General features: G+C 44.8%; 19 protein-coding genes. 7 read left to right on the top strand and 12 right to left on the bottom strand.

The window, feature by feature from the left end; translation table 11 throughout:
- Window positions 1-250 precede the first annotated feature (250 nt).
- A complete protein-coding gene (locus tag NL643_RS03825; protein ID WP_253643927.1) occupies window positions 251-6,001 on the top strand; it encodes a Calx-beta domain-containing protein in 5,751 nt (1,916 codons plus the stop codon).
- Window positions 6,002-6,077: 76 nt separating this feature from the next.
- Here the strand turns inward: NL643_RS03825 and NL643_RS03830 are convergent, their stop codons facing one another.
- Together NL643_RS03830 and NL643_RS03835 are read right to left on the bottom strand one after the other, a co-directional pair.
- Window positions 6,078-7,271, bottom strand: a complete 1,194-nt coding sequence (locus tag NL643_RS03830; protein WP_253643928.1) for a class I SAM-dependent methyltransferase — start codon at window positions 7,269-7,271, stop codon at window positions 6,078-6,080.
- Between the two features lie 162 nt (window positions 7,272-7,433).
- Window positions 7,434-8,837, bottom strand: coding sequence for a methyl-accepting chemotaxis protein (locus NL643_RS03835; protein WP_253643929.1), 1,404 nt, complete (start codon window positions 8,835-8,837; stop codon window positions 7,434-7,436).
- A gap of 90 nt (window positions 8,838-8,927) precedes the next feature.
- Here NL643_RS03835 and yccX point away from each other — a divergent pair, with 90 nt between their 5' ends.
- Complete coding sequence (gene yccX / locus NL643_RS03840) at window positions 8,928-9,200, top strand: acylphosphatase (protein WP_017634611.1); 273 nt, start codon at window positions 8,928-8,930, stop codon at window positions 9,198-9,200.
- 2 nt (window positions 9,201-9,202) lie between these two features.
- Here the strand turns inward: yccX and NL643_RS03845 are convergent, their stop codons facing one another.
- Window positions 9,203-9,532 (bottom strand): TusE/DsrC/DsvC family sulfur relay protein, encoded by a 330-nt coding sequence (locus NL643_RS03845; RefSeq protein WP_005377396.1) that lies wholly within the window; start codon window positions 9,530-9,532, stop codon window positions 9,203-9,205.
- 408 nt (window positions 9,533-9,940) lie between these two features.
- On the opposite strand from NL643_RS03845, the gene NL643_RS03850 reads away from it, so the two are divergent.
- Window positions 9,941-10,315: a hypothetical protein gene (locus NL643_RS03850; RefSeq protein ID WP_005396572.1), complete on the top strand. Its 375-nt coding sequence runs from the start codon at window positions 9,941-9,943 to the stop codon at window positions 10,313-10,315.
- A gap of 76 nt (window positions 10,316-10,391) precedes the next feature.
- On the opposite strand, the gene NL643_RS03855 is transcribed toward NL643_RS03850, so the two are convergent.
- The 4 genes from NL643_RS03855 to NL643_RS03870 form a co-directional block, all read right to left on the bottom strand.
- On the bottom strand, window positions 10,392-11,060 hold the full coding sequence (locus tag NL643_RS03855; protein WP_046876207.1) for a Bax inhibitor-1/YccA family protein: 669 nt from the start codon (window positions 11,058-11,060) through the stop codon (window positions 10,392-10,394).
- Window positions 11,061-11,310: 250 nt separating this feature from the next.
- A complete protein-coding gene (locus NL643_RS03860) occupies window positions 11,311-12,060 on the bottom strand; it encodes an amino acid ABC transporter ATP-binding protein (RefSeq protein WP_005377400.1) in 750 nt (249 codons plus the stop codon).
- Window positions 12,061-12,083: 23 nt separating this feature from the next.
- The gene (locus tag NL643_RS03865) at window positions 12,084-13,181 is read right to left on the bottom strand and encodes an amino acid ABC transporter permease (protein WP_012841798.1); all 1,098 of its coding nucleotides are present in this window, start codon (window positions 13,179-13,181) and stop codon (window positions 12,084-12,086) included.
- Between the two features lies 1 nt (window position 13,182).
- The gene (locus NL643_RS03870; RefSeq protein ID WP_006743259.1) at window positions 13,183-14,388 is read right to left on the bottom strand and encodes an amino acid ABC transporter permease; all 1,206 of its coding nucleotides are present in this window, start codon (window positions 14,386-14,388) and stop codon (window positions 13,183-13,185) included.
- Window positions 14,389-14,459: 71 nt separating this feature from the next.
- Between NL643_RS03870 and NL643_RS03875 the strand changes: the two genes are divergently transcribed.
- On the top strand, window positions 14,460-14,600 hold the full coding sequence (locus NL643_RS03875; RefSeq protein ID WP_005396568.1) for a hypothetical protein: 141 nt from the start codon (window positions 14,460-14,462) through the stop codon (window positions 14,598-14,600).
- Between the two features lie 6 nt (window positions 14,601-14,606).
- Here the strand turns inward: NL643_RS03875 and NL643_RS03880 are convergent, their stop codons facing one another.
- A complete protein-coding gene (locus tag NL643_RS03880; RefSeq protein WP_005396567.1) occupies window positions 14,607-15,635 on the bottom strand; it encodes an amino acid ABC transporter substrate-binding protein in 1,029 nt (342 codons plus the stop codon).
- A 460-nt stretch (window positions 15,636-16,095) separates the two neighbouring features.
- Here NL643_RS03880 and NL643_RS03885 point away from each other — a divergent pair, with 460 nt between their 5' ends.
- Window positions 16,096-17,016, top strand: coding sequence for a bifunctional precorrin-2 dehydrogenase/sirohydrochlorin ferrochelatase (locus tag NL643_RS03885; RefSeq protein WP_253643930.1), 921 nt, complete (start codon window positions 16,096-16,098; stop codon window positions 17,014-17,016).
- 103 nt (window positions 17,017-17,119) lie between these two features.
- On the opposite strand, the gene NL643_RS03890 is transcribed toward NL643_RS03885, so the two are convergent.
- A complete protein-coding gene (locus NL643_RS03890; protein WP_253643931.1) occupies window positions 17,120-17,602 on the bottom strand; it encodes a YajQ family cyclic di-GMP-binding protein in 483 nt (160 codons plus the stop codon).
- Window positions 17,603-17,623: 21 nt separating this feature from the next.
- Window positions 17,624-18,682, bottom strand: coding sequence for a 3-deoxy-7-phosphoheptulonate synthase (locus NL643_RS03895; protein WP_006743262.1), 1,059 nt, complete (start codon window positions 18,680-18,682; stop codon window positions 17,624-17,626).
- A gap of 374 nt (window positions 18,683-19,056) precedes the next feature.
- On the opposite strand from NL643_RS03895, the gene NL643_RS03900 reads away from it, so the two are divergent.
- Entirely contained in the window at window positions 19,057-19,554 is a 498-nt protein-coding gene (locus tag NL643_RS03900; RefSeq protein ID WP_065646463.1) for a DUF4442 domain-containing protein, read from the top strand.
- Between the two features lie 27 nt (window positions 19,555-19,581).
- Here the strand turns inward: NL643_RS03900 and NL643_RS03905 are convergent, their stop codons facing one another.
- The gene (locus NL643_RS03905) at window positions 19,582-20,934 is read right to left on the bottom strand and encodes a hypothetical protein (protein WP_006743263.1); all 1,353 of its coding nucleotides are present in this window, start codon (window positions 20,932-20,934) and stop codon (window positions 19,582-19,584) included.
- A gap of 192 nt (window positions 20,935-21,126) precedes the next feature.
- Here NL643_RS03905 and NL643_RS03910 point away from each other — a divergent pair, with 192 nt between their 5' ends.
- Window positions 21,127-21,960, top strand: coding sequence for a S1 RNA-binding domain-containing protein (locus NL643_RS03910; RefSeq protein ID WP_005396561.1), 834 nt, complete (start codon window positions 21,127-21,129; stop codon window positions 21,958-21,960).
- 283 nt (window positions 21,961-22,243) lie between these two features.
- Here NL643_RS03910 and rsmF read toward each other — a convergent pair whose 3' ends face one another.
- Window positions 22,244-23,680 carry a 16S rRNA (cytosine(1407)-C(5))-methyltransferase RsmF gene (rsmF, locus tag NL643_RS03915; RefSeq protein WP_253643932.1) on the bottom strand — a complete coding sequence of 479 codons (1,437 nt, stop codon included), beginning with the start codon at window positions 23,678-23,680 and terminating at the stop codon, window positions 22,244-22,246.
- Window positions 23,681-23,726: the final 46 nt, after the last annotated feature.

Genomic DNA, 23,726 nt, shown 5'->3' on the forward strand with positions numbered 1-23,726 from the left:
AACCTTAGCACATATGTCGAATGTTGCTTAGCAACATAGCAAGTTTAGCTCGGAGAAAAGCTTGAATTCTTAATATCATAGCGTTTCACGGCCTGTGTCACTCTGCGCTTTTTTGTAACTCTGCCCCTAGAGTTATCAAATGTCCTACAAGCTACACATACAACGAAAATATGATGATTTTGACTAAACTATAGACGTAAATGTAGAGGTGACAAACTTTTGACTTGGTTTGAAGTGGGGCGAGGTAGATATGGATCGAGTAACTTTGAGCTCATTGATGGGCAACATCGTGGTTATCGGGCTGGATGGGGAAATTAGGACCCTAGAAGAGGGACAACTACCTCAACCAGGAGAGTTAATAATTGATGAGGTATCAGATACTTCTGAGCTCGTGATCGAGCAGGTGACACCACAAGGAAGTTCGATAAACGTAACTGATGATATCACAGCGTTAATTGAAGCAATTGCTAGTGGGGAAGACCCAACTGAGCTGGGTGAAGAGTTTGATCCTGCTGCAGGTGAAGGAAACGGGTCTAGCCCACAAAATACGGGGGCTATAGATCGCACAGGTGCTGAATTACTCGCCAGTACCAATTTTGAGACAGTGGGAACTGACGGAACAGGATTTTCAAGTACTCAGGTAGAGACGCTACTCGATATTTTCCAAATACAACCACCAGAACCAACAGCAATATCAGTTCCTGCAACAGTAATTGTTCAAGAGATTTCTAGCCCAACTGTCAATGAGGGCGATCTGGTTTCCTTCGACGTCACACTTAACCAACCAACAGAAGACAATATCAATATCACTTTTTCGCTGTTCGATCAGACTGCGACTGGTGGATCTACTGACGAGAGCGGAAGTGACTACGTCAACGAGAGTGTTCTCATAACATTTTCCGATGGCACAACAGAAGAAATCTCAGTCGATGACAACGGTATTTTTACTGTGTCGGTCCCGTTAGGTGAAAATGGTTTTACGGTTTCTCTCGATTCTATAAATGACTCTATATTCGAAGGTCCAGAAACATTTACGCTTTCTGGCAACACAGAAGAACAAAGTACACCTGCAACTGGGATTGCAACCATTGTTGATGATGGTAGTGGGCCTGGTTTAAGTCCTGATGATGATCGTCCAACGGTAACGATGAGCGATGCAGGGACGATTAATGAAGGTGAGTTAGCCAGCTTTAAAGTGTCTTTATCTAATCCATCAGCTACAGATGTTGAGGTCGAACTAAGTCTCAACCTCGGTGATACCGAAGCCGGCGACTTAGGCACCTTGGAATACAACACCGGAAGCGGTTGGGTTGCAGTGCCAAACGATGGCGTGGTAACGGTGCCAGCCGGACAGACCGAATTTGATGTGCGTATCGCTTCTATTGATGACGCCGTTTATGAAGGTCCTGAAGATTTCAGCGTGACGGTAACTGGCATTGGGGCGGTGCAAGGCAGCGATACAGGTACGGCAACGATTGTGGATGACGGCAGCGGCCCAGATCCCGATCCGGATGACGACCGTCCAAGTGTGACCATCAATGATGCTGGCACCATTAATGAGGGGGAGACAGCCAACTTCAAAGTCACATTATCGAACGCGTCTGAAGCTGAAACGCAAGTGGAGTTGGGTCTTAATCTCGGCGATACCGAAGTTGGAGATTTGGGCACTTTGGAATACAACACGGGCTCTGGTTGGGTCACAGTACCAAACGATGGTGTGGTGACGGTGCCTGCCGGGCAGACTGAGTTTGATGTACGCATTGCTTCTATTGATGACGCGGTGTACGAAGGTCCAGAAGATTTCAGTGTTACGGTAACGGGCATTGGTGCGGTGCAAGGCAGCGATACGGGCACGGCAACGATTGTGGATGACAGCAGTGGTCCAGGTCCCGATCCAGACGATGACCGTCCGAGTGTGGCTATTACCGACGCTGGCACCATTAATGAGGGTGAGACTGCGAACTTCAAAGTCACCTTATCGAATGCCTCCGAGTCGAGTATTCAAGTTGAACTTGGCCTCAACTTAGGCGATACCGAAGCGGGTGACTTAGGCACCTTAGAATACAACACGGGCTCTGGTTGGGTTGCGGTGCCAAACGATGGTTTGGTGACGGTGCCTGCCGGGCAGACTGAGTTTGATGTACGCATTGCTTCTATTGATGACGCGGTGTACGAAGGTCCTGAAGATTTCAGTGTGACGGTGACTGGCATTGGTGCGGTGCAAGGCGGCGATACGGGCACGGCAACGATTGTGGATGACAGCAGTGGTCCAGGTCCCGATCCAGACGATGACCGTCCGAGTGTGGCTATTACCGACGCTGGCATCATTAATGAAGGTGATACGGCGAACTTCAAAGTGACGCTGTCGAATGCCTCCGAGTCCACTGTTCAAGTCGAGCTAGGCCTCAACTTGGGTGACACTGAAGCCGGTGACTTAGGTACCTTAGAATACAACACGGGAAGTGGTTGGGTCACAGTGCCAAACGATGGCGTGGTGACGGTGCCAGCCGAGCAAACCGAACTTGATGTTCGTATTGCTTCCATTGATGACGCTGTTTATGAAGGCCCTGAAGACTTCAGTGTGACGGTGACCGGTATTGGTGCGGTGCAAGGCAGCGATACGGGTACGGCGACGATTGTGGATGACGGCAGTGGCCCGGGCCCCGATCCAGACGATGACCGCCCGAGTGTGACTATTACCGACGCTGGCACCATTAATGAAGGTGATACGGCGAACTTCAAAGTCACATTATCGAACGCGTCTGAAGCGGAAACGCAAGTGGAGTTGGGTCTTAATCTCGGTGATACCGAAGCCGGCGACTTAAGCACCTTGGAATACAACACGGGCTCCGGTTGGGTTGCGGTGCCAAACGATGGCGTGGTGACGGTGCCTGCCGGACAGACCGAATTTGATGTGCGAATTGCTTCTATTGATGATGCCGTTTATGAAGGCCCAGAGGATTTCAGCGTTACGGTAACGGGCATTGGCGCAGTACAAGGCAGCGATACGGGTACGGCGACGATTGTGGATGACGGCAGTGGCCCGGGCCCCGATCCAGACGATGACCGCCCGAGTGTGACTATTACCGACGCTGGCACCATTAATGAAGGTGATACGGCGAACTTCAAAGTCACATTATCGAACGCGTCTGAAGCGGAAACGCAAGTGGAGTTGGGTCTTAATCTCGGTGATACCGAAGCCGGCGACTTAAGCACCTTGGAATACAACACGGGCTCCGGTTGGGTTGCGGTGCCAAACGATGGCGTGGTGACGGTGCCTGCCGGACAGACCGAATTTGATGTGCGAATTGCTTCTATTGATGATGCCGTTTATGAAGGCCCAGAGGATTTCAGCGTTACGGTAACGGGCATTGGCGCAGTACAAGGCAGTGATACGGGCACGGCAACGATTGTGGATGACGGCACTGGCCCAGGACCCGATCCAGATGATGACCGTCCAAATGTATACATCGTTGAAGATAGCGTGGGTGTTAACGAAGGTACCGATGCTGTGTATACCGTTAGATTATCGGCGGCGGCCGATATCGATGTGACCGTCAGGTTGAACACCTCAACCGACGGCAGCAACACGGCGGAAGCGGACGATATAGGTAGCTTTGTGGTGACCCTTGCTGATGGTGTGACAGTGGTGAATGCCAACAGTGACGGTACGTATACCATTCCCGCCGGTGAGAACGAGCTGAAAGTCACTGTGCCAACCACAGATGATGGCGTCTACGAAGGGGATGAAACCTTCACTGTGGCGGTACAAGGTGACACGGGCGTCCTAGGCAGTGACAGTGCGTTGGGCATTATTTACGACGGCGGTAACGGCCCTGGTCCTGACCCGGATGATGATCGCCCGACCGTATCTATCTCAGATGCGGGTATCGTAGATGAGGGTGATATCGCGACGTTTACCGTGTCATTGAGTAATGCTTCGGAAGGTACAGTCCAGGTGCAGTTGACCTTAAACCCAGACGAAACAGAAGTGGATGATCTTGGCTCGCTAGAATATAACACCGGAGCAGGTTGGGTTGCTGTGCCTGTCGATGGCATCGTAACAGTGCCAGCAATGCTTACCGAATTTGATGTTCGCATTGCGACCATTGATGATGAAGTTTATGAAGGTCAGGAAGACTTCAGCGTGACCGTGACGGGTTTGGGCGCAGTTCAGGGCACCGATACTGGTTTGGCTACCATTGTGGATGATGGCACTAAAACGGACGACGATCGACCAACTGTGTCTATCTCGGATGCGGGTACCATTGATGAAGGTAGTTTCGCTACATTTACCGTGTCATTGAGTAATGCCTCAGAAGCAGCGGTCGAGGTTCAATTAACGCTGAATCTGGATGAAACAGAAGTAGGTGACCTTGGCACTCTAGAGTACAACACCGGTTCAGGTTGGGTAGGTGTACCTGTAAGTGGCATTGTGACGGTGCCGGCAGGTATGACGGAATTTGATCTACGCATCGAATCAATTGATGACGGTGTGTACGAAGGCCCTGAAGATTTCAGCGTTACAGTAACTGGCTTGGGAGCAGTGCAAGGCAGCGATACTGGTCTGGCGACCATCGTGGATAACTCACCACCTACAGCCCGTGATTTCATCATTTCGCTCGATGTTCAAAATGGTATTTTCCCGGTTCAGGATGTTGAGTTTGATGGATTAACGACGTCTGGGGAACAGCGTGTTGAAGATCTCGAAGATGACGCAGTTACTGCAAATGATGATGATATTTTAATTCAGGTCGTTAGCCTTCCTGAACACGGTGAACTGTATTATGTGGATGGAAATGGACAGGAAGTCATTATAGACGAAACCACACAGTTCCCTGAAAACACAGAGGTTAAGTATCGTCTGACTGAAGATTTCTTTGAGGAGCAGAGCTTTGACTCAGCCGACCTTCTTGAAGAACAAGGGAAAGATATCTTGGTGGGATCCTACACTCCTCCTAACTCGAACTTAACGTTCACTGGAGGTCAGATCACCACCATTGGCAACAGCATCATCTTTGATTCCGACGCTCAGATTTCAGTCGATTTTGCGAATCAACAGGTCGGGTTGGTTGTCGTTTCGCCAAATGAAACGGGTCAGGGTGATGAAATCAGTACTGGTGAATATATTACGTTAGAACTGGATGAGGATTTATCAGCTAACGAAGCGAAACTGAACTTAGCCAGTCTGAATGACCGCTTCAACAGTGGTGGTGCATGGTTAACGGCATACATCTTCTTAAATGGTGCACTTGTTGATGTTCAGCAGTTTTACTCAACGGATATTACTTATACCAGCAACCACGAAGGTTCTATTACCGTTGCGTTAGCAAATGGCAGTTTTGATGAAATTCGACTTACTCCAGAAACCGATAGCGCGAGTGATAAAGCGGGCTTTACCTTGGTGGGGACTGAAATTACCAGCTTTACTGATGTGAACGATGACTTTACTTATCAGGCAATCGACACTGATGGTGCGGTAAGTAACGAAGCTACGGTAGCGGTTGATTTCGAGAACGTCACGGTAGAGGCTGTTACGGCGCTTGGTTATCAAACCATGGCCTTAAATTCGGATCTGAATCTGGTTATGGGGACAGATGGCGATGATATTCTGGTTGGTACTGAAGGCAATGACCTGATCATCGGTGGTTTAGGTAATGATATCTTGACTGGCGGTGAAGGTGATGACATCTTCAAGTGGACAGAGATGCAATCCGCAACTGACACCGTGACGGATTTCAGTGACGGGGATCAGCTTGATTTTACCGATGTATTTGATGATATGAGTGGTACGGATATCTCCGCCTTGCTTGATGATCTTGGTTCGGGTGACTATCGCGGCAGTGTGGATGACATTTCCGTTGAAGTGACTGAAAGTGGAGGTAACTCGACGTTGACCATCAACAAAGATAGACAGCAGCTAGAGGTTAACTTTGATGGTGCCTCTGCAGCCGATATTGCCAATAGTCTGATTTCTAATCTCGAGCAATTACGAGAATAGATGGCCAAAAATAAAAAAACGGAGCGTTTTTTCGCTCCGTTTTTTTATTTAATAATACGGTAAACTAACACTGTGATTACAGAACTTTACATGCAAAACCTTTCAGGTAGAAACCTTCCGGGTATGCTGTATCGATTGGGTGGTCAGCGGCTTGTTCAAAACGTTCCACAAACTTTACTTGGCGGTTAGCATCTAAGGCTGCGTCAGCAATGATTTTCTGGAACAAAACTTGATCCATTAAGCCAGAGCACGAATAGGTCAGTAGCGTACCGCCAGGTTTTAGGATTTGCATTGCTAGCATGTTGATGTCTTTGTAACCACGACATGCGCCGTTTAGTTGAGCTTTACTGTCTGCAAACTTAGGTGGATCCATGATAACTACATCGAACTGAGTTCCTTGGTCACGATACTCACGAAGCAGTTTAAACACGTCTGCGTTTAGGAACACGGCGCGCTTCTTCGAGATATCAAATTCATTCAGTTCTGCGTTGAACTTCGCAGTGTCTAGAGCAGGTTGTGATACGTCAGCGTTTATCACACGCTTTGCATCACCTTTCAGAGCGTAAAGTCCGAAGCCACCTGTGTAAGAGAAGCAGTTAAGAACTTCCTTGCCTTTCACATATTTCATCGCTTGCTGGCGACTATCACGTTGATCTAGGTAGAAACCTGTTTTATGGCCGCCAACGATATCTACACTAATCTTTACGCCATTTTCTTCGATGACTACCGATTTAGGTGGCTCTTCGCCGTGCAAGACGCCCGTGGTTTCTTTCAAACCCTCTTTCTTACGTACCGCGACGTCAGAACGCTCGTACACATTACAATCAGGGAAGCACTCAACTAGAGCATCAACAATGGCCTGTTTATTGTGTTCTGCGCCAGCACTGAGAAGTTGACACACAAAGAAGTTTTGGTAACGGTCAATCGTAACGCCTGGTAAGCCGTCAGACTCTGCTGCGATAAGGCGATAACCCGTAAGGCCATCACGTTCGATAATGTCTTCACGAAGAAGTTGTGCGTCTTTAAGTCGTTTAACGAAAAACGCAGTGTCGATTTCTTCTTTATCAAAACTCCAAATACGAGCACGAATTTGTGAAGCTGGCGAATATGCCGCTTTAGCTAGCCATTTACCGTCGTGAGTGAATACATCAACCGTTTCGCCAAGAGCGGGTTCGCCCTCAACTTTGTTGATGCCTCGAGAGAAGATCCAAGGGTGCTTGCGCTTGACCGATTTCTCACGACCTTTTACCAAATAGATAGCAGCTGTCATTTCATTAGCTCTTGTTGAATTTTGAAAGGGGCGTATTGTCCGGGATGTGAATGGTAAAAGCAATATCCCTCGGCAATCCAGTACATTGTAGTGACTTTTAAATACAAAAAAGGGTCACTAAAGTAACCCTTTTATTTGAACTGGTCGTAACAGATTACGTTGCTACGCTTTAAGTCCAGTAAGGAGCGACTCCATGGTGTCGCTTTGCTTACGCAGTTGATCCACGTTTTGTGAAGTCGTGCTGATCATATTGCACACGTTATCTGCTTGAACTCGAATCTCTTCAACGCTTGAGGCGATATTGTCCGCGACTACACCTTGTTCTTCAGCCGCTGTTGCAATTTGAATGCTACTGTCGGAGATAGTTTGATTTTTATCTGCCAAAGAGCCGATTTCGTGATTCACTTCCGTCATGAGGTTTTGTCCCTCATTTGCATTGTTGACAGTCACTTCCATCAGTTTAGTAAGTGATTGACTGTTACGCTGTAATGATTCGATCATCGCTTGGATTTCAACCGTCGCTTGCTGAGTGCGTCCCGCAAGAGCGCGAACCTCATCCGCAACGACCGCAAATCCACGACCTTGCTCACCAGCACGTGCTGCTTCAATGGCTGCGTTCAATGCAAGTAGGTTAGTTTGCTCGGAAATCCCATTAATGGTTGTCACGACTTCATCAATTTGTGCGGCATTGGCATCTAACTCCGCTACTGCTTGAGACGCAGATTGAATCTCATTAGAGAGGTTCGAAATCGAGTGAAGCGTATTCTCAACTTTCACTTGTCCAGACTGAGCCACGCTGCGCGCATCATCGGTTTGCGTGCTTGAATCGTGAGCTAGTGTCGCGACTTCTCGAATCGTTGATGCCATCTGTTCCGTTGCACTCGCAAGAGAGTTGAGGTGTTCCTGCTGAGTTGCTGAAATATCTGAACTGTGATGAATCGATTGATTCAGATCTGAGCTAATTTGTTGCATTAAAGCCACAGACTCTTGAATCGACAGCACCATTTGTTGCTCTCGTTCCGCAACTTTGTCTATCGTAATAGCAATTTCACTAAACTCGTCGCGAACAGGGAAGAAGTTCATTCTCGCAGTTAAGTCGCCACCCGCAAGAGTGTTTAATGCTTTGTTCATCGTGAACATCGCGCCGCCAATAAACGTCATGATGTAGTAAACACCAAGAGCGAGAATAAACAAGCTCACACAGATAATGCTTACTTGAGTCGTTGATAGGGCAGCCCATAAAGAAAGTTCATGGTTCGCAACCAAACTGTACGCACCATTTAAAACAGACACGGATTGCGGACCAGAGCCAATAGAAACGGTTTCTGAACCCGCTATGAGGCTTGCTACTTGAGATTGAGAAAGGTTGCCTGCCTCTATCAGACCTTTCATAAGCATGAGCTCTTCTTGGTACATACTTGAGATCAGTGTATTAGCCGCGCTATTAAGGACGAGAGTGAGAATGACTAAAGCAAGAAGAGGGAGAACGAAGAGCAAATAGAACTTTTCTTGAATCTTTAAGTGAATGAGATACTTATCAATCCAGCGGAATGGAATTTCTTTCATAATTATAATAACCGTGCAAAAACCCACTATCCTTAGTGGGGTGAATAGACGAAAAGAATATATCACTCAGTAAAAAGAAGCGGTACAAAGATGAACGTAAAGTGTGAGAGATTTATAGTAAAAGGTCATGTTCAAGGCGTCGGCTTTCGTTACCATACTTCCCATCAAGGATTGAAGCTAGGGTTAACAGGTTATGCGAAGAACCTAAACAATGGTGATGTCGAAGTGATGGCGTGTGGAACAGACGCGCAAATAGTTGCGTTTTCGGAATGGTTACAAGAAGGACCGCGAACGGCAACAGTAGAGCATGTGATGCAGGAGCCTGCGTCGTATAAGCCGTTACGCGGTTTTAAAATTTTATGAATCTACAAGCATTTAGCTGGCTTTGGTAGGCCGGCTAATTTGGTTGCTTGTTTGGCTGGTCCCTTTTTAAACAGCTTGAATAGATACTTACTGTTACCTTTTTCTGGGCCGTGCGCTTTTTCCATTGCTTTCACAAGCATACGCACTGCAGGGGAGGTATTAAACTCTTCATAAAAGTCTCGCACAAAATGCACAACTTCCAAATGAGCATCCGTAAGCTCGATGTCTTCTTCTTTTGCTAAAAGCTCAATCATACCTTCTTCCCATTGAGTATGATCCAATAAGTAGCCTTGAGCATCCGTTTCAATTTCTTTGCCGTTGTAAACGAACATAACGTTTTATCCGTCAAGTAAACATGGATGTTTATAGATTAGCGACAGGTGAGGATGTTCTCAACAAAAGAATCTCGAAGTCGTATCGAGCGAAGCAAAAGCGTACAAAATGATGAGTGCTTTTTGACTGAGCCAGGTGCTTTGATATAAATGCTCTTTTATTCAAATAAATAGGAAACTATTCAGTTTGTTAGAAAATTTTCGGGGTGAGTAACAATAAAATTGCATGGATATCCAGGCTTATTCATTTTTGTTTTGTTTTTTTCTTGGCTACTTGTCTGAATATGGAATTTTATCTGTAAATGAATAGCTTACGACGTTGTGTTTGCTCTTATAGACCGATATTCTCTTGGTTGATAAGCAACCTGCATTCAGGTTGTAAACAATAACGATGACAAGGAGTTAGTCATGTCGAAACAACGTTACATTGAAATAAATGACAACGTAAAATCCATTTGGTCTATCGAGCGTATTTGGGAGCTCGCGGAGTCCCTACCTGTAGAAGAAATTGCTATTGATGATATCAAAGGCCCTAATGAAGTGACCTGGTTTAGTGATGATGGACCACAGCCAACCTGTCGTGAGATCGCGAAGCATTGCCAACGCATCAACAATGCCGATTTGTCGTATCCCGTAATTTTAACCAATGATTACCGCGTTTTTGATGGTATGCATCGAATCGCCAAGCAAATCATGTTGGGTGAAGATACGATTAAAGTGAGACGTTTTAGAGAAAACCCTGAGGCTGATGAAGTTATCGAGTTAGCAGTCGAACAGGCGTAATGTACGTAACCACTGACAAAGAAAAAGCCCGAAGGAATTACCTTCGGGCTTTTAGTATTCACCTTAGAGCGAACGATTAATCGTCGTTCATAATACCTAGAATGCTTAGTAGGCTAGTGAACAAGTTAAGGATGTTTAGGTACATCGAAATTGTCGCACTAATGTAGTTAGTTTCTTCGCCGCGAACGATACGGCTTGTATCAAACAAGATGAAACCAGAGAACACTAGTGCAGAGACGCTGCTTATTACTAGTTGGGCCATTGTTGAACCAACGAAAATGTTAATCAGCATCGCCACGATAACAATGATCAAACCTGCCATCAGGAAGTTACGCATGAAAGAGAAATCTTTCTTGCTCGAAATGGTGTAAGCCGATAGGCCTAGAAACACCATGCCAGTCAACCCTAGAGCTTGAGCAATGATCGTTGGACCGTTTGGAATCGATGCGTAGTAGTTAAGCATTGGACCTAAAGCACCACCCATTAGAGTTGTGAAAACAAATGTCCAAACGATACCAGATGATGAGTTGATTGCTTTTGGCATGACAAAGAACAAAATACCAATCGCTGCAATTTGCATCACGATCGCCATGATTGGTGAAATTTGCATTGCCATTGTTGCTACTGCTGCGATCGCACTGGTCATCAGTGTCATCGACAGTAGGAAGTAAGTGTTTTTCAGTACTTTGTTAGTTTCAAGTGTGTTAGGAACACTTGTTGAACGAGTAAACATTGGACTGTTCATAATTATCCTCAGTAAGGGAGTTTACTATTGGTACATTTATGGGGCTGAAAGTTCAAAAAATCAAGCCCTAACCATGCGTAACTTAGATAAAATAATAATAGAAATAAGATGTTATGTATTTGGCAACTTGTAACACAATATTACTGCGGAGCAAAGTCATAGTGATTGTCACACAGAACTTTGAATTTAGTAACAAAAAGCACCGACTTCATTGAAATCAGTGCTTTTATTATGCCAGTTGGAAAAGATCTTAGTGATGTAAGATTTGCGCTAGGAAATTTTGAGTTCGATCTGATTGAGGGTTTTCAAAGAAATCAACAGGGTTGTTCTCTTCGATGATCTCTCCTGCGTCCATAAATATCACACGATCGGCAACCTCTTTCGCAAACCCCATTTCATGTGTCACACAGAGCATGGTCATGCCTTCCTCGGCGAGCTCGACCATTACATCCAACACTTCGCGAACCATCTCCGGATCAAGCGCTGATGTTGGTTCATCAAAAAGCATAACTTTAGGGTTCATACACAATGAACGGGCAATCGCCACGCGTTGTTGCTGACCACCAGACAACTGGCCAGGATATTTCTCTGCTTGGTCCGGAATTTTAACGCGTTCCAGATATTTCATCGCGACCGCTTCTGCCTCATCTTTAGGCATCTTCTTCACCCAAATAGGCGCGAGCGTACAGTTTTCCAGTACAGTTAAATGAGGGAAGAGATTAAAGTGCTGAAAGCACATGCCCACTTCACGGCGCACAGCTTCAATATTTTTTAAATCTTCAGTTAACTCCGTACCGGAAACATAGATGCTACCAGCTTGGTGCTCTTCGAGGCGGTTAATACAGCGAATCATCGTTGATTTTCCTGACCCTGATGGGCCACAGATTACGATTTTTTCCCCGCGCTTAACATCGAGGTTAATATTTTTTAGTACGTGAAACTCACCATACCATTTATTCATGTCCTTCAATTGGATCATATAGTCTTGTTGTTGCGTCATAATACGTCCTTGAGCTTGATGAGTTATCGTTTGTGACCGGTATGAAGTTTGTTTTCAAGCCATATCGAATAACGCGACATGCCAAAACAAAATACCCAAAACACTAACGCGACAAATACATAACTTTCAGTAGCAAAGCCTAGCCAGTCAGGGTCGGTGTTTGCTGCTTGTCCTATACCTAGGACGTCAAACATACCAATGATAAGAACCAAACTGGTGTCTTTAAACAATCCGATAAACGTGTTCACGATAGAAGGGATCGTAATCTTCAGCGCTTGCGGCAAGATAATAAGCCCTGTTTTTTTCCAGTAACTTAACCCAAGTGCGTCGGCAGCCTCATATTGGCCTTTTGGAATCGCTTGTAAGCCACCCCGTACCACTTCTGCCATATAAGCCGAGGCAAACATCACTACACCAATAAGAGCGCGAATAAGTTTGTCTGTCTCGGACCCTTCGGACATAAACAAAGGCAGCATAACGGAAGCCATGAACAGAACGGTAATCAGTGGCACACCACGCCAAACTTCAATATAGACGGTACAAATACTGCGAATGATGGGCATCTCTGAACGTCTACCGAGCGCGAGTACCACACCAATAGGTAATGAAACGACAATACCGACTAGCGCAATAATGAGCGTAACGAGTAATCCACCCCATTTGTGTGTATCGACCACTTCTAGCCCAAATATCCCACCGTATAACAGCCCAGCGATAATGAATGGGTAGATGTTTACGAAGAAAAGCCAAATCCAAATCCGTTTCGGTGTCTTTTCATATGCTAGCAACACAGTAAATATAGCCAATGTGATATAGAAAAGGCGAGGGCGCCACAGTTCAGACTCAGGATAGAAACCGTACATGAACTGCTCCCAGCGCACGCTGATAAATACCCAGCAAGCACCTTCTCGGCTGCAATCGTCACGCGTCGAACCAATCCAGTCCGCGTTGATAAACGCCCAATCAACGATATGCCAAATTGCACTAAAGACAAGATAAGCAAGAATTACGGTAACAATGGAGTTGACAGGTCCATTAAATAGGTTTTTCCGCATCCAACCAACAAAGCCGACGGTATTGGCTGGTGGCGGGAGATCCGGTTGAAATTGATGAGTACTCATATTATCTCTCCACCAGCGCGACTTTACGGTTATACAAGTTCATTAATGCAGACGTAATCAAACTTAAGGTTAAGTACACGCCCATCGTCATCGCAATGATCTCAATCGCTTGCCCCGTTTGGTTTAGGGTAGTACCAGCAAAGACAGAGACAAGATCTGGGTAACCAATCGCCATCGCTAACGATGAGTTTTTGGTGAGGTTGAGATATTGACTGGTTAAAGGTGGAATAATAATTCGTAATGCTTGCGGAATGACAACAAGCTTTAAAGTTTTCGCGCGTGGTAAGCCCAGCGACATCGCCGCTTCCGTTTGACCATGGCTAACAGCATTAATACCAGAACGTACAATTTCGGCAATGAAGGAGGCGGTATAAACGCTCAATGCCAAAAGTAGTGCGGCAAGTTCAGGAATAATGCTAATACCACCTTGGAAGTTAAACCCTTTCAGTTCAGGATAATTTAGTGAAATTGGCATACCAGCAAGGAAGTAGACAATCAGCGGAAGGCCAACGACTAAGCCTAAAGCTATTCTTCCCATTGGCGTTTGTTGCCCAGTTAGGCGTTGCTTGTTATTCGCCCATACATTAATCAACAAGCTGGCGATCACCCCGAAGATTAATGCAGCAATAACAAAGCCACTGCCTGGCTCCATTTCTGGTGCTGGAAAATATAAACCACGAACATTCAAGAAGATGGCTTCGCCAAGGCTCAAGCTTTGACGAGGTGAGGGTAATGCTTGAAGAACAGCGAAATACCAGAAAAATATTTGTAGAAGAAGTGGGATATTTCGGAACGTTTCGATATAAACAGCAGCCAAGCGACTCACTAACCAGTTAGAAGAAAGGCGAGCGACCCCCATGGTAAAACCAATCACGGTAGCCAGAATAATACCTAATACGGAGACCAGCGCCGTATTTAGAAGGCCAATAATAAACGTTCTGCCGTAAGAGTACGTTTCATCGTATTCAATTAGCGTCAGCCCGATACCAAACCCGGCTTCTTGATTTAAAAAACCGAAACCCGTAGCGATCCCACGAGCATCTAAGTTATTCAGTGCGTTGTTAATAATCGTGTAAAAGAAAAATACCAGTGCAGCTATGGCAATGATCTGGAAAATAGCAGAACGAAAGGCGGGATTATAAATCAAGCTCTTGCTTCCGCTCGGTTTGGACATCGTACTTGGCGATGCATCTTTTGTCGGTTTCATACAGCGATAACCTCAAACCTTAGTTATAGATATCTGCCTGTATAAATAGTCACGTCCTTGCTGGTCGAAGCATGTTTTCACCAGAGCTAAACGGCGATATTCGAGTTGAAATAGCCTATCTAAGCGAATACTTCTTGCCATTCAATGAGCGGTCCTTACTCATACAGATGGATAAAATCAAGAAAAAGGGCGGCATGAACCGCCCTGATTAACTCGTTCTATCGGATTGGTGGCGCGTACATAAAGCCGCCTGCATTCCATAGCGCATTAACGCCACGAGAAATTTCTAACGGCGAACCAGTACCGACTGTGCGTTCGAAGCTTTCACCATAGTTACCGACTTGCTTGATAACTTGGTAGCCCCAATCATCACGAATACCCAAACCTTTGCCTTTCGGACCGTCAACACCAAGAATACGTTTGATGTTTGGATCTTTCGATTTCAGCATTTCATCCGCATTTTTCGAACTAATACCATACTCTTCGGCGTTAATCATTGCTGATAATGTCCACTTCGCAATGTTGAACCATTGGTCATCACCTTGACGAACGACGGGACCTAGTGGTTCTTTGGAAATGATTTCCGGAAGAACGGCTGCAGAAGAGGGATCTTTCAGGTTTAGACGCAATGCATAAAGACCAGATTGGTCAGTCGTTAACACATCACAACGTCCTGCATCGAAACCTTTTGATGTTTGGGCTGCCGTATCGAATACGACCGGCTTGTATGACATACCGCTGTTACGGAAGTAGTCAGCAAGGTTCAGCTCAGTTGTTGTACCGGACTGTACGCAAACTGATGCACCATCAAGCTCTTTTGCGCTTGAGATGCCAAGATCTTTCTTCACCATGAAGCCCTGGCCATCGTAGTAGTTTACCCCTACGAAGTTTAGGCCAAGTGCAGTATCACGATGCAGTGTCCAGGTGGTGTTACGAGAAAGCACATCAATCTCACCTGATTGAAGCGCAGTGAAACGTTCTTTCGCGGTTAGGGGTACATATTTAACTTTCGTTTTATCCCCAAGAACGGCTGCAGCCAGTGCTTGGCAATATTCTACGTCGATACCTTCCCATTCACCTTTTGAGTTAGGGTTAGAGAAACCAGGTAGACCGGTACTTACGCCACAAGTAAGAAAACCTTGTTTTGTGACTTTGTCCAGAGTAGTGTCTGCTGCTTGAGCTGATGTTGCCATCATCGCAGTAGAAGCCGCTACGACGGAAGCAAGAACTGTGAGTTTATTTGCCATTTGTATCCTTCCTGTATGATCCATGTTTAATCAGGAGTGACCTGAAATAACGTGTCCAATTCGTTAGAGTTATCGTCCTACGTGATTGATTTTCGAAGAAACGGTATTCGATAGATCAACCAGTTATAAGCGTAGGAAAGGATCTGTTAATTCTCAAATATATAATTTAAATGAAGTTTTGAGAGAACTTACAAAGCGCCTTGAGATTTAGAATGACGAAATGTTAATTGTTTGTAAATAGTGCAAATCATGGACAATTTGGTGCATCAGAACAATCAATAGAAGAGTGAACAATACAAGAGAATAAAAAGTTGTTATTAAAACTGTCATTAGCTGAGCTTGGTGAAGTTCAGTAAAAATTCGAACAAAAATTATTTGTGATACCGAAACAGGGTGATGAGCTTGCCCCATTTTTGGTAGCATGGTCTGCAACAGCTAATTAGAGTAATCATGGATTGAAATGCGATATTTTCCTCTGTTCTTAGATTTAATCAATAAACCCGTTCTTGTCGTAGGCGGCGGTGAAGTGGCAAGCAGAAAGGTGGAAGCTTTGCTAAAGGCAGGGGCGGATGTCACTATCGTTTCTCCAACGTTGGTCGATTTTCTCTCTAAGCTTGCTGCAGAGCATCAAGTGCGTTGGATACAACGTTTCTATTCAAGTGACATTGTCACTAAAAACTTTGTTCAAGTGTGGGCCACGACAGATAATCCTGAGCTAAATCACCAAGTGTATAAAGATGCGAAAGAATTAGGCATCCTAGTGAACGTTGTTGATGATAAGCCTTATTGTGATTTCATTACGCCCTCTATGATCAATCGTGGCCGCATACAAATTGCTATTTCTAGTGGCGGCGCCTCACCAGTTTTAATTCGAAACGTCCGTGAAAAGCTTGAATCGATACTGCCACAAAACATGGGGTTGATGGCGGACTTTGCTAACTCAAAGCGTAATTCGATTAAAGAAGCACTACCTAGTGTCGATTTACGTCGTAAGTTTTGGGAGCAATTCTTCTCGAATCCTGAGGTTGAAAACGCGCGAGATAATAGAGAGTTAGAAACGATTTACCAAGCGACCATGGCAACACCTTTGGATGAAAAGGGAAGTTGTACTTGGATACAGGTAGGGAAAGACGTTGAGATGTTGCCAATTAAGGCCGTGCGCTACATGCAACAAGCCGAGCTAGCACTTTACTCAACTCGATGCGAAGCGAACGTGTTAGAGCTAATACGAAGAGATGCAGAGCGAGAAGCTTTCTCCAGCGCAGCTGAACTCTCTGATATGTTGACCAAGGCTAAATCTGAAAAGCTTCGAGTTTGCGTGTTTATCCCTAAAGGGACGAGCGAGTTCTTATTGCTGCAAGGGCAGGACTTGGTGATATAACCACGTTAAAAAGTGGGCACTTGGCTTGCTCGATTAAAAGGCCAACAAAAACGCCAGCGAACTATGCGCTGGCGTTTTTAAACTAAGTTACTTCTCAGACAGATTAATCACGGAAGTTGTTAAACTGGAATGGTATGCCCATCTCTGCTTCACGAATCACTGCCATTGTCGCTTGCAGGTCATCACGTTTCTTACCAGTAACACGTACCTTGTCGCCTTGAATAGAGGCTTGTACTTTTAACTTTGCGTCTTTGATAAGTTTCACTACTTTTTTGGCTGTTGGTGTATCGATACCTTGGCGGAAAAGCAGAGTTTGGTGCCAGTTCTTACCAGTTACATCTGGGTCCTGTGCATCCATTGCGTTTGCATCAATATTACGCTTTGCCAAGTGGCCACGTAAAATATCGCGCATTTGCTTAAGTTGGAAGTCACCTTCCGCAGACATTTTTACGTTTTCTTCTACTAGCTCAAAGCTCGCATTAACGTTGCGGAAATCGAAACGAGTAGACAATTCACGGTTAGCATTATCAACGGCGTTACGTAGTTCAACCGTATCGATTTCAGAAACAATATCAAACGATGGCATGAAGATTCCTTGATTATTTTGTTATAGGGACTTTCGGGATTTAACGGCGTTTGCCAGCATATCTAGCATTGTAGCAGTATCTTCCCAGCCTAGGCATGGGTCTGTAATAGATTGACCATACGTTAGGTTGTTGATGTCAGTCATTGGCTGATTGCCTTCAAGAATAAAGCTTTCAGCCATGATACCCGCAATACGAGTACTGCCTGACTTAATTTGGTTACAAATGTCTTGAGCAACGTCGATTTGTTTTCTGTGCTGCTTCTGACAGTTTGCGTGGCTGAAATCCACAACCAAACGTTGTGGCAAGCCAAACTCGGCTAGAGCATCACACGCTTGTTTTACTGACGCTTCATCAAAGTTAGGGCCTTTCTCTCCGCCGCGTAAAATAATATGACCATATGGGTTACCACTTGTACGATAAACCGTCATGCGGCCATTCTTATCTGGAGAGTAGAAGTAATGCGAGGCTTTCGATGCGCGAATTGCATCAATTGCAATTTTTACGTTGCCATTTGTGCCATTTTTGAAACCAACTGGGCAAGACAGCGCCGATGCCATTTCACGGTGAATTTGCGATTCTGTTGTACGAGCACCGATCGCGCCCCACGTGATCAAATCCGCTATGTATTGACCAGTAATCATATCAAGAAACTCAGTAGCAGTCGCAAGACCAAGCTTGTTGATATCCAGTAGTAGTTTACGTGCTTTATGGAGACCAGCTTCAAGCGCGTAAGAGCCATCTAGGTTAGGGTCAGTAATTAAACCTTTCCAACCAACTACTGTACGAGGCTTTTCAAAGTAAGTACGCATCACGATAAACAATTCGTCTTTGTACTTGTCTTGGATTTCACTCAGGCGAGTGGCGTAATCAATGGCAGCTTCAGTGTCGTGAACAGAACACGGACCTACAATCGCAAGAAGGCGATCGTCTTCACCCGATAAAATGTTTTCAATCTGACGACGAGATTGAGCGATACGGTCTGCAACGTCATCCGTAATAGGATGTACACTACCTAGCTCTGCTGGGGTAGGCATTGGACCCAAAGGTTGGGTTCTCAATTCATCTGTTTTTATAGGCATGTTATAGCTTTATTCTCTATTGCGAAGGGGTAAAGATAACGGAATTACAGGCAGGAATAAACCGTTTCACGGGAATCTTCGCCAGGAAATACCGAATTGTATACAAAGGTGTAGGTATTCATTTAAATGACTTATGTATAAATGACAAAACTTGATCATTAAATCAATATATATACATTTGAATTTATAACCATTTCATCTATCTCACCGTTCGGCAATCAAGATAACTGCGGCAAACCTCATGTTTATCTGTGTGACAATGTCACTAAAATGGTGGCTAAATAACTCGTGAGATCGAGCTTTTGTTAACATTTCTTTGACATCTATTTCTTTCGTTGATTAACTGGTCTGACTAGATTGGTAAGGAGACCAAAATGTTATCAGCTGTACGTCGTGCAAATTTGTATCTAAATCTATTCGGCTTTTCTAAAGTGCCTCTGATTTGGCTTTGTCACCCTAAGATCATTGCGATAGATAGCGAGCACGTTGAGGTTCGAATCCCTTTGCGAAGAAGAACAAAGAACCATTTGAATAGCATGTATTTCGGCGCTTTAGCTGTTGGGGCGGATGTAGCTGGTGGTTTTCTTGCTATGAGCAAGGCGCAAGAAAAAGGAGAAGCGATCTCTTTAGCATTTAAAGGCGTCAAAGCCGAGTTTTTAAAACGTCCGGAAGCGGATGTACACTTTGTGTGTAACGATGGTGATGTTATTGATGAGATGCTCGATCATACGTTGGCAACGGGTGAACGAGTGAATCGCGATGTAAAAATCGTCGCATTGTGTCCTAGCTTACATGGTGACGAACCTATGGCTGAATTCTCGTTGACTCTTTCGATAAAAAAAGCAGCCCAACAAGGAAAAGAGGCTGCTTAGTGGTTTGCTGTTTTAAAGAATATCGCTTTAATTGAGTTCAATCTGCTCAATCGAGACGATTTTGGAGCGGTTTAAGACCACTTTCCAACGGTAATAAACAGGCTCATCGGTGTGGTTGTCCTCTTTGACAATCACATTGAGCAAATGACGTTTCTCTACCGACTCTTTGGTCACTTGCCCTTCATTTAAACGGTAAACTCGGTTTGAACTTTTATCCATCAAGCGGATGATAGGGCGCAAACTGATGTTCAGTGTTTCTCTTGTTTGCTCATAACCACTCAAGAATAGAGAGGTCGCCATTTCGGTTTTCTCGTGATAATGAAGTATCTGCTCTTCGCGCTGCACGACGCGCTTCTTACGTATTCTTTGAATCTTATCTGGCAAGCTACTTAACGTACGATAATCGAGCCACTCTAATTTTCTGCCGACCACTTTTTTCGTTGTTGGATCAACATACTTCTTACGCCACTTTGGCTTGCCTTTACGGATCCATCGCCACATCGCATCGCGCAAATCATCTTTAAAGATTTCTCGTAGAGCATAAATAAATGACATCGCGATAATGAAGGACGCGGAAATTTCCCCAAGGTAATCGCGAGCGAGAATCACGGTTGAGGTCACGACAACCATCACCAAGCCAGTAGCAATACCTTTGATAGCACGCTTGATGTTGTTACCCATTGATATGGTTTCTTCACGAAGCACGATAGGGTGTTCAATCAAGCGTCTTAGCAAGCGCATTTTGTTAGATAGGCGAGTAACGTCTTCAACGACTCTTGGAGAGTTGTACTTGTTGAGTTTTCGATGGGCTTGCTCTTTTTCACAGAGCGTGATCAAGCGTTTCTTAATCGTGCCATAATCGCCTTCACGCGGGAGATGAGCCACTAGAGATAAAAACTTTTGCTCGGTATACCAAGACAGATAGTTATCGATGTTAACGTAGTACCGTTTTAAGTTCTCTTCATAAGGAATAGAACGTCGCAAGCGCTTTAAGATCTCAAGCGTGAGCTCGATAACTTCGTCTACTTCATCTTCCGTTACGGAGTTGTTCTGATGCTTGTTTAAACTTGCTACCGCTTTGTCTAGCGCGATAACGTATTGGTACGCGAACAAACTCAAACTTACTCGGTATTGTTGATTCGACAGGCGTCCACGTTTGGCAAGTCGACTGTGTACTAGCGGTAGAAGGATTTCAGTACTGTAATAAGAGCGTTGCTGTGTGATTGAAGTGTAATAAAATTCGGATTCACTGATGATGTCGGCGTTTAAACCAAGCTCACCAGGTATAAAAAAGTAAATATCTAGGTCGACACTTTTGCTCTTTGCGAGTGCATGACTGATTTTTAATGTTATTGAGTCTTGTTTATCGACGGTGACCAAAGAAAGCTCCTGACTTTGTTAAAGCATTCTTAACTTATGCGTACTGTTGAGCAGGTAAGCATAAAAGTGCTAAAAGAGTGACTGGGGCATATAGCTGAACGACAACAGCATAACAGAGCACTATGCTTTTCTCTCTGATTTTCTTGTTAGTTTAGGTATAATTCCACGTAAATTTAAAAAGAGACAAAATCAATGATTAAAATTGGTCAAATTAACAGCTTAGAAGTCATTAAAAAGGCTGATTTTGGCGTATTTCTGGATGGTGATGATTACGGTTCTGTTCTACTGCCTAATAAGTATGTACCAGAGGGTACTGAAATTGGTGATCATGTAGACGTATTTTTGTACTTCGATTCAGAAAGCCAGCTTGCTGCGACCATTGAAAGACCTATTGCCCAAGTGGGTGAATGGGGCTTAATGAAGATTGAGGGCGTCAACGCGACAGGTGCTTTTGTAAATTGGGGCATCAAAGAGAAGGATTTACTTATTCCTTTTAGTGAGCAACGCACTCGCTTCTCTGCGGGACAAACTATTCTTGTCTATGTTTATACTGACAAAGCGTCAGGCCGCATTGTTGGTACGACTAAGTTCAACAAATGGTTAGACAAAACTCCGGCGAATTATGAAGTTAACGAACAAGTTGATTTGATCATCGCAGAGCGCAGTCAACTTGGCTACAAAGCGATTGTTAACGGAAAGCATTGGGGCATGATTTTCCCATCAGATGTGTTTGGTAAGCTTTACATCGGTAAGAAACTGAAAGGCTTTATTAAGCAAATTCGTGAAGATGGCAAAATCGATCTCGCGCTACAAAAAGTCGGCGTGGCAAAAATGGACGATCTTTCTAGCAAGATTCTTGATCTGTTAGAGAAGAAAGGCGGCTTTTTACCTTTGAACGATAAGTCTTCTCCTGAAGCGATTTTTGACGCTTTCCGTACAAGTAAAGGTACTTACAAAAAGACCATTGGTGGATTGTACAAGCAGGGCAAGATTGTTATCGAGAAAGACGGTATTCGTCTGGCGTAGCCCAAACTCACGTATAGCGGATCGGCAGCCAAAAAAACGGCCCAAACTTTTCCTTTTTTTGGGCCTAGGGGAAACGGCTCCGCAGAGCCTGCGCTAAACTTTTTCCAACAATAATTTTGTTGGTGAACATAGAGAGAAATGCCATATCAAAGCATTACTTTGATACAACTAGTTTAGTACAGCGTATCCGGATCGCTAGCGAGCCCAGTTGCTTTCATACTTACGAATTAAAAAGCCATCGCAAATACGATGGCTTTTCATTTATTTATGATTCGTTACTTCTTTAAAATAAGTTCTTATCTCGTACTAATTCGCGAGGAAGACCATTCTTTATTCTGTTGCTTACCCACTTTCCAAGGCCAATGACTGCGCCTTGATAGGTGACAAGTACTTCGCCTTTACCTGTTTTCATTCCCTCAGGAATCGTTTGTGGGCGAACATCACGCCCCATGTACCATTCGCGCGCTTCTTCAATGGTTAGCTCGATGGCGTTTGCCTCAGAGCCCGTCGCTAATGCCGTTGCCACCTGATGCTGCCAACGGTAGCCATTTTTATGGGCTTCCGCGATCTTTATACCCATCCGGGAGAAGCGTAATTCGCCGATCATTGGCTCTAAAGCATTAGGGAACAACCAGACATCTTTATCGCGAAGCCATACAGAACTTTCATTCGGAAGTTCAATACCTAACGCACTTTGCAGCTGTTGGGCAATTTCAACCGATTCTTTTTTCGATGCTTTGGTAAACGGGAACTTGCCCATGCGCTTTTTGACCTTTGGTGGTTCAACAGCTGCCAGTTTACGAATTCTTGCGACAAAGAATCCTTCGCAGTCGTAGACCTGTGGAAAAATATGCAAAAAACCTTCTTCAGTCAGGGCTGCATTTGCATCTTCAAACAAGTTTTCAAGGCTTTCAAACTCAACGGCATCACCAAAGGTTTCTTTCAAGTGATGACAAACTTGTTGGTTTTCTTCGGTACTGAGTGTGCACGTTGAGTAAACCATCACACCACCGGGCTTTAGTGCATGGAAGGCGCTTTCAATAAGATCTTTCTGTGTGTCAGCGATGTCGAGCACGGAAGCTTGCGTCCAGTTTTTCATTGCATCTTCGTCTTTGCGAACGGTGCCTTCGCCGGAGCAGGGCGCGTCGAGCAGAACCGCATCAAATTGTTCTGGTAGCCAACCACCAAAAACGCGCCCATCGAAGTTACTTAGTGCGGCGTTACGTACACCACAACGTTCCACGTTGGCATGCAGCACTTTTACACGACTTGCGGCATATTCATTGGCCACGAGAACGCCTTCATTGTTCATTAAAGCCGCGATTTGAGTGGTCTTTGATCCTGGTGCAGCTGCTGTATCTAACACGGCATCGTACGATTCGTCATTCATAAACAGCGCAGATACTGGCATCATTGAACTGGCTTCTTGAATGTAGAATAAGCCTGACATGTGCTCTGCGGTGTTGCCTAATGGTACAACTGACTCGTCCGCTTCAATCCAAAACCCTGTGTCACACCAAGGCACAGGGGAAAGCTTCCAGCCTTTTGCGTCTGCACGTTCTAGAAACGCTTCAACGCTGATCTTCAACGTATTAATACGAATACTTTTGCGCAGTGGCTTTTGGCACGATGCGATAAAGTCTTCCATGTTGAGGTTAGCAGGAAGGATAGTTTGGATTTTTTCCAGAAACGCGTCTGGGATGTAAACATTAGGATGCAATGTGGGATCTCGTTTGCAGAATTTGTGGCAAATAATATACGAAAGC

It is taken from the genome of Vibrio sp. Y42_MX_L11 (assembly GCF_024181785.1).
GTDB classification, from domain to species: domain Bacteria; phylum Pseudomonadota; class Gammaproteobacteria; order Enterobacterales; family Vibrionaceae; genus Vibrio; species Vibrio diabolicus.

Excerpts from the sequence above, each read along its gene's own strand:
- NL643_RS03875 (WP_005396568.1), top strand. The coding sequence starts at position 14,460 with ATGTTTTCACCAGAGCTAAACGGCGATATTCGAGTTGAAATAGCCTAT.
- NL643_RS03910 (WP_005396561.1), top strand. The coding sequence starts at position 21,127 with ATGATTAAAATTGGTCAAATTAACAGCTTAGAAGTCATTAAAAAGGCT.
- NL643_RS03860 (WP_005377400.1), bottom strand. The coding sequence starts at position 12,060 with ATGACGCAACAACAAGACTATATGATCCAATTGAAGGACATGAATAAA.
- NL643_RS03850 (WP_005396572.1), top strand. The coding sequence starts at position 9,941 with ATGTCGAAACAACGTTACATTGAAATAAATGACAACGTAAAATCCATT.
- NL643_RS03825 (WP_253643927.1), top strand. The coding sequence starts at position 251 with ATGGATCGAGTAACTTTGAGCTCATTGATGGGCAACATCGTGGTTATC.
- NL643_RS03835 (WP_253643929.1), bottom strand. The coding sequence starts at position 8,837 with ATGAAAGAAATTCCATTCCGCTGGATTGATAAGTATCTCATTCACTTA.
- NL643_RS03890 (WP_253643931.1), bottom strand. The coding sequence starts at position 17,602 with ATGCCATCGTTTGATATTGTTTCTGAAATCGATACGGTTGAACTACGT.
- NL643_RS03845 (WP_005377396.1), bottom strand. The coding sequence starts at position 9,532 with ATGTTCGTTTACAACGGCAAAGAAATTGAAACGGATGCTCAAGGCTAC.
- NL643_RS03870 (WP_006743259.1), bottom strand. The coding sequence starts at position 14,388 with ATGAAACCGACAAAAGATGCATCGCCAAGTACGATGTCCAAACCGAGC.
- NL643_RS03865 (WP_012841798.1), bottom strand. The coding sequence starts at position 13,181 with ATGAGTACTCATCAATTTCAACCGGATCTCCCGCCACCAGCCAATACC.
- yccX (WP_017634611.1), top strand. The coding sequence starts at position 8,928 with ATGAACGTAAAGTGTGAGAGATTTATAGTAAAAGGTCATGTTCAAGGC.
- NL643_RS03895 (WP_006743262.1), bottom strand. The coding sequence starts at position 18,682 with ATGCCTATAAAAACAGATGAATTGAGAACCCAACCTTTGGGTCCAATG.
- NL643_RS03855 (WP_046876207.1), bottom strand. The coding sequence starts at position 11,060 with ATGAACAGTCCAATGTTTACTCGTTCAACAAGTGTTCCTAACACACTT.
- NL643_RS03830 (WP_253643928.1), bottom strand. The coding sequence starts at position 7,271 with ATGACAGCTGCTATCTATTTGGTAAAAGGTCGTGAGAAATCGGTCAAG.
- NL643_RS03880 (WP_005396567.1), bottom strand. The coding sequence starts at position 15,635 with ATGGCAAATAAACTCACAGTTCTTGCTTCCGTCGTAGCGGCTTCTACT.
- NL643_RS03900 (WP_065646463.1), top strand. The coding sequence starts at position 19,057 with ATGTTATCAGCTGTACGTCGTGCAAATTTGTATCTAAATCTATTCGGC.
- NL643_RS03885 (WP_253643930.1), top strand. The coding sequence starts at position 16,096 with ATGCGATATTTTCCTCTGTTCTTAGATTTAATCAATAAACCCGTTCTT.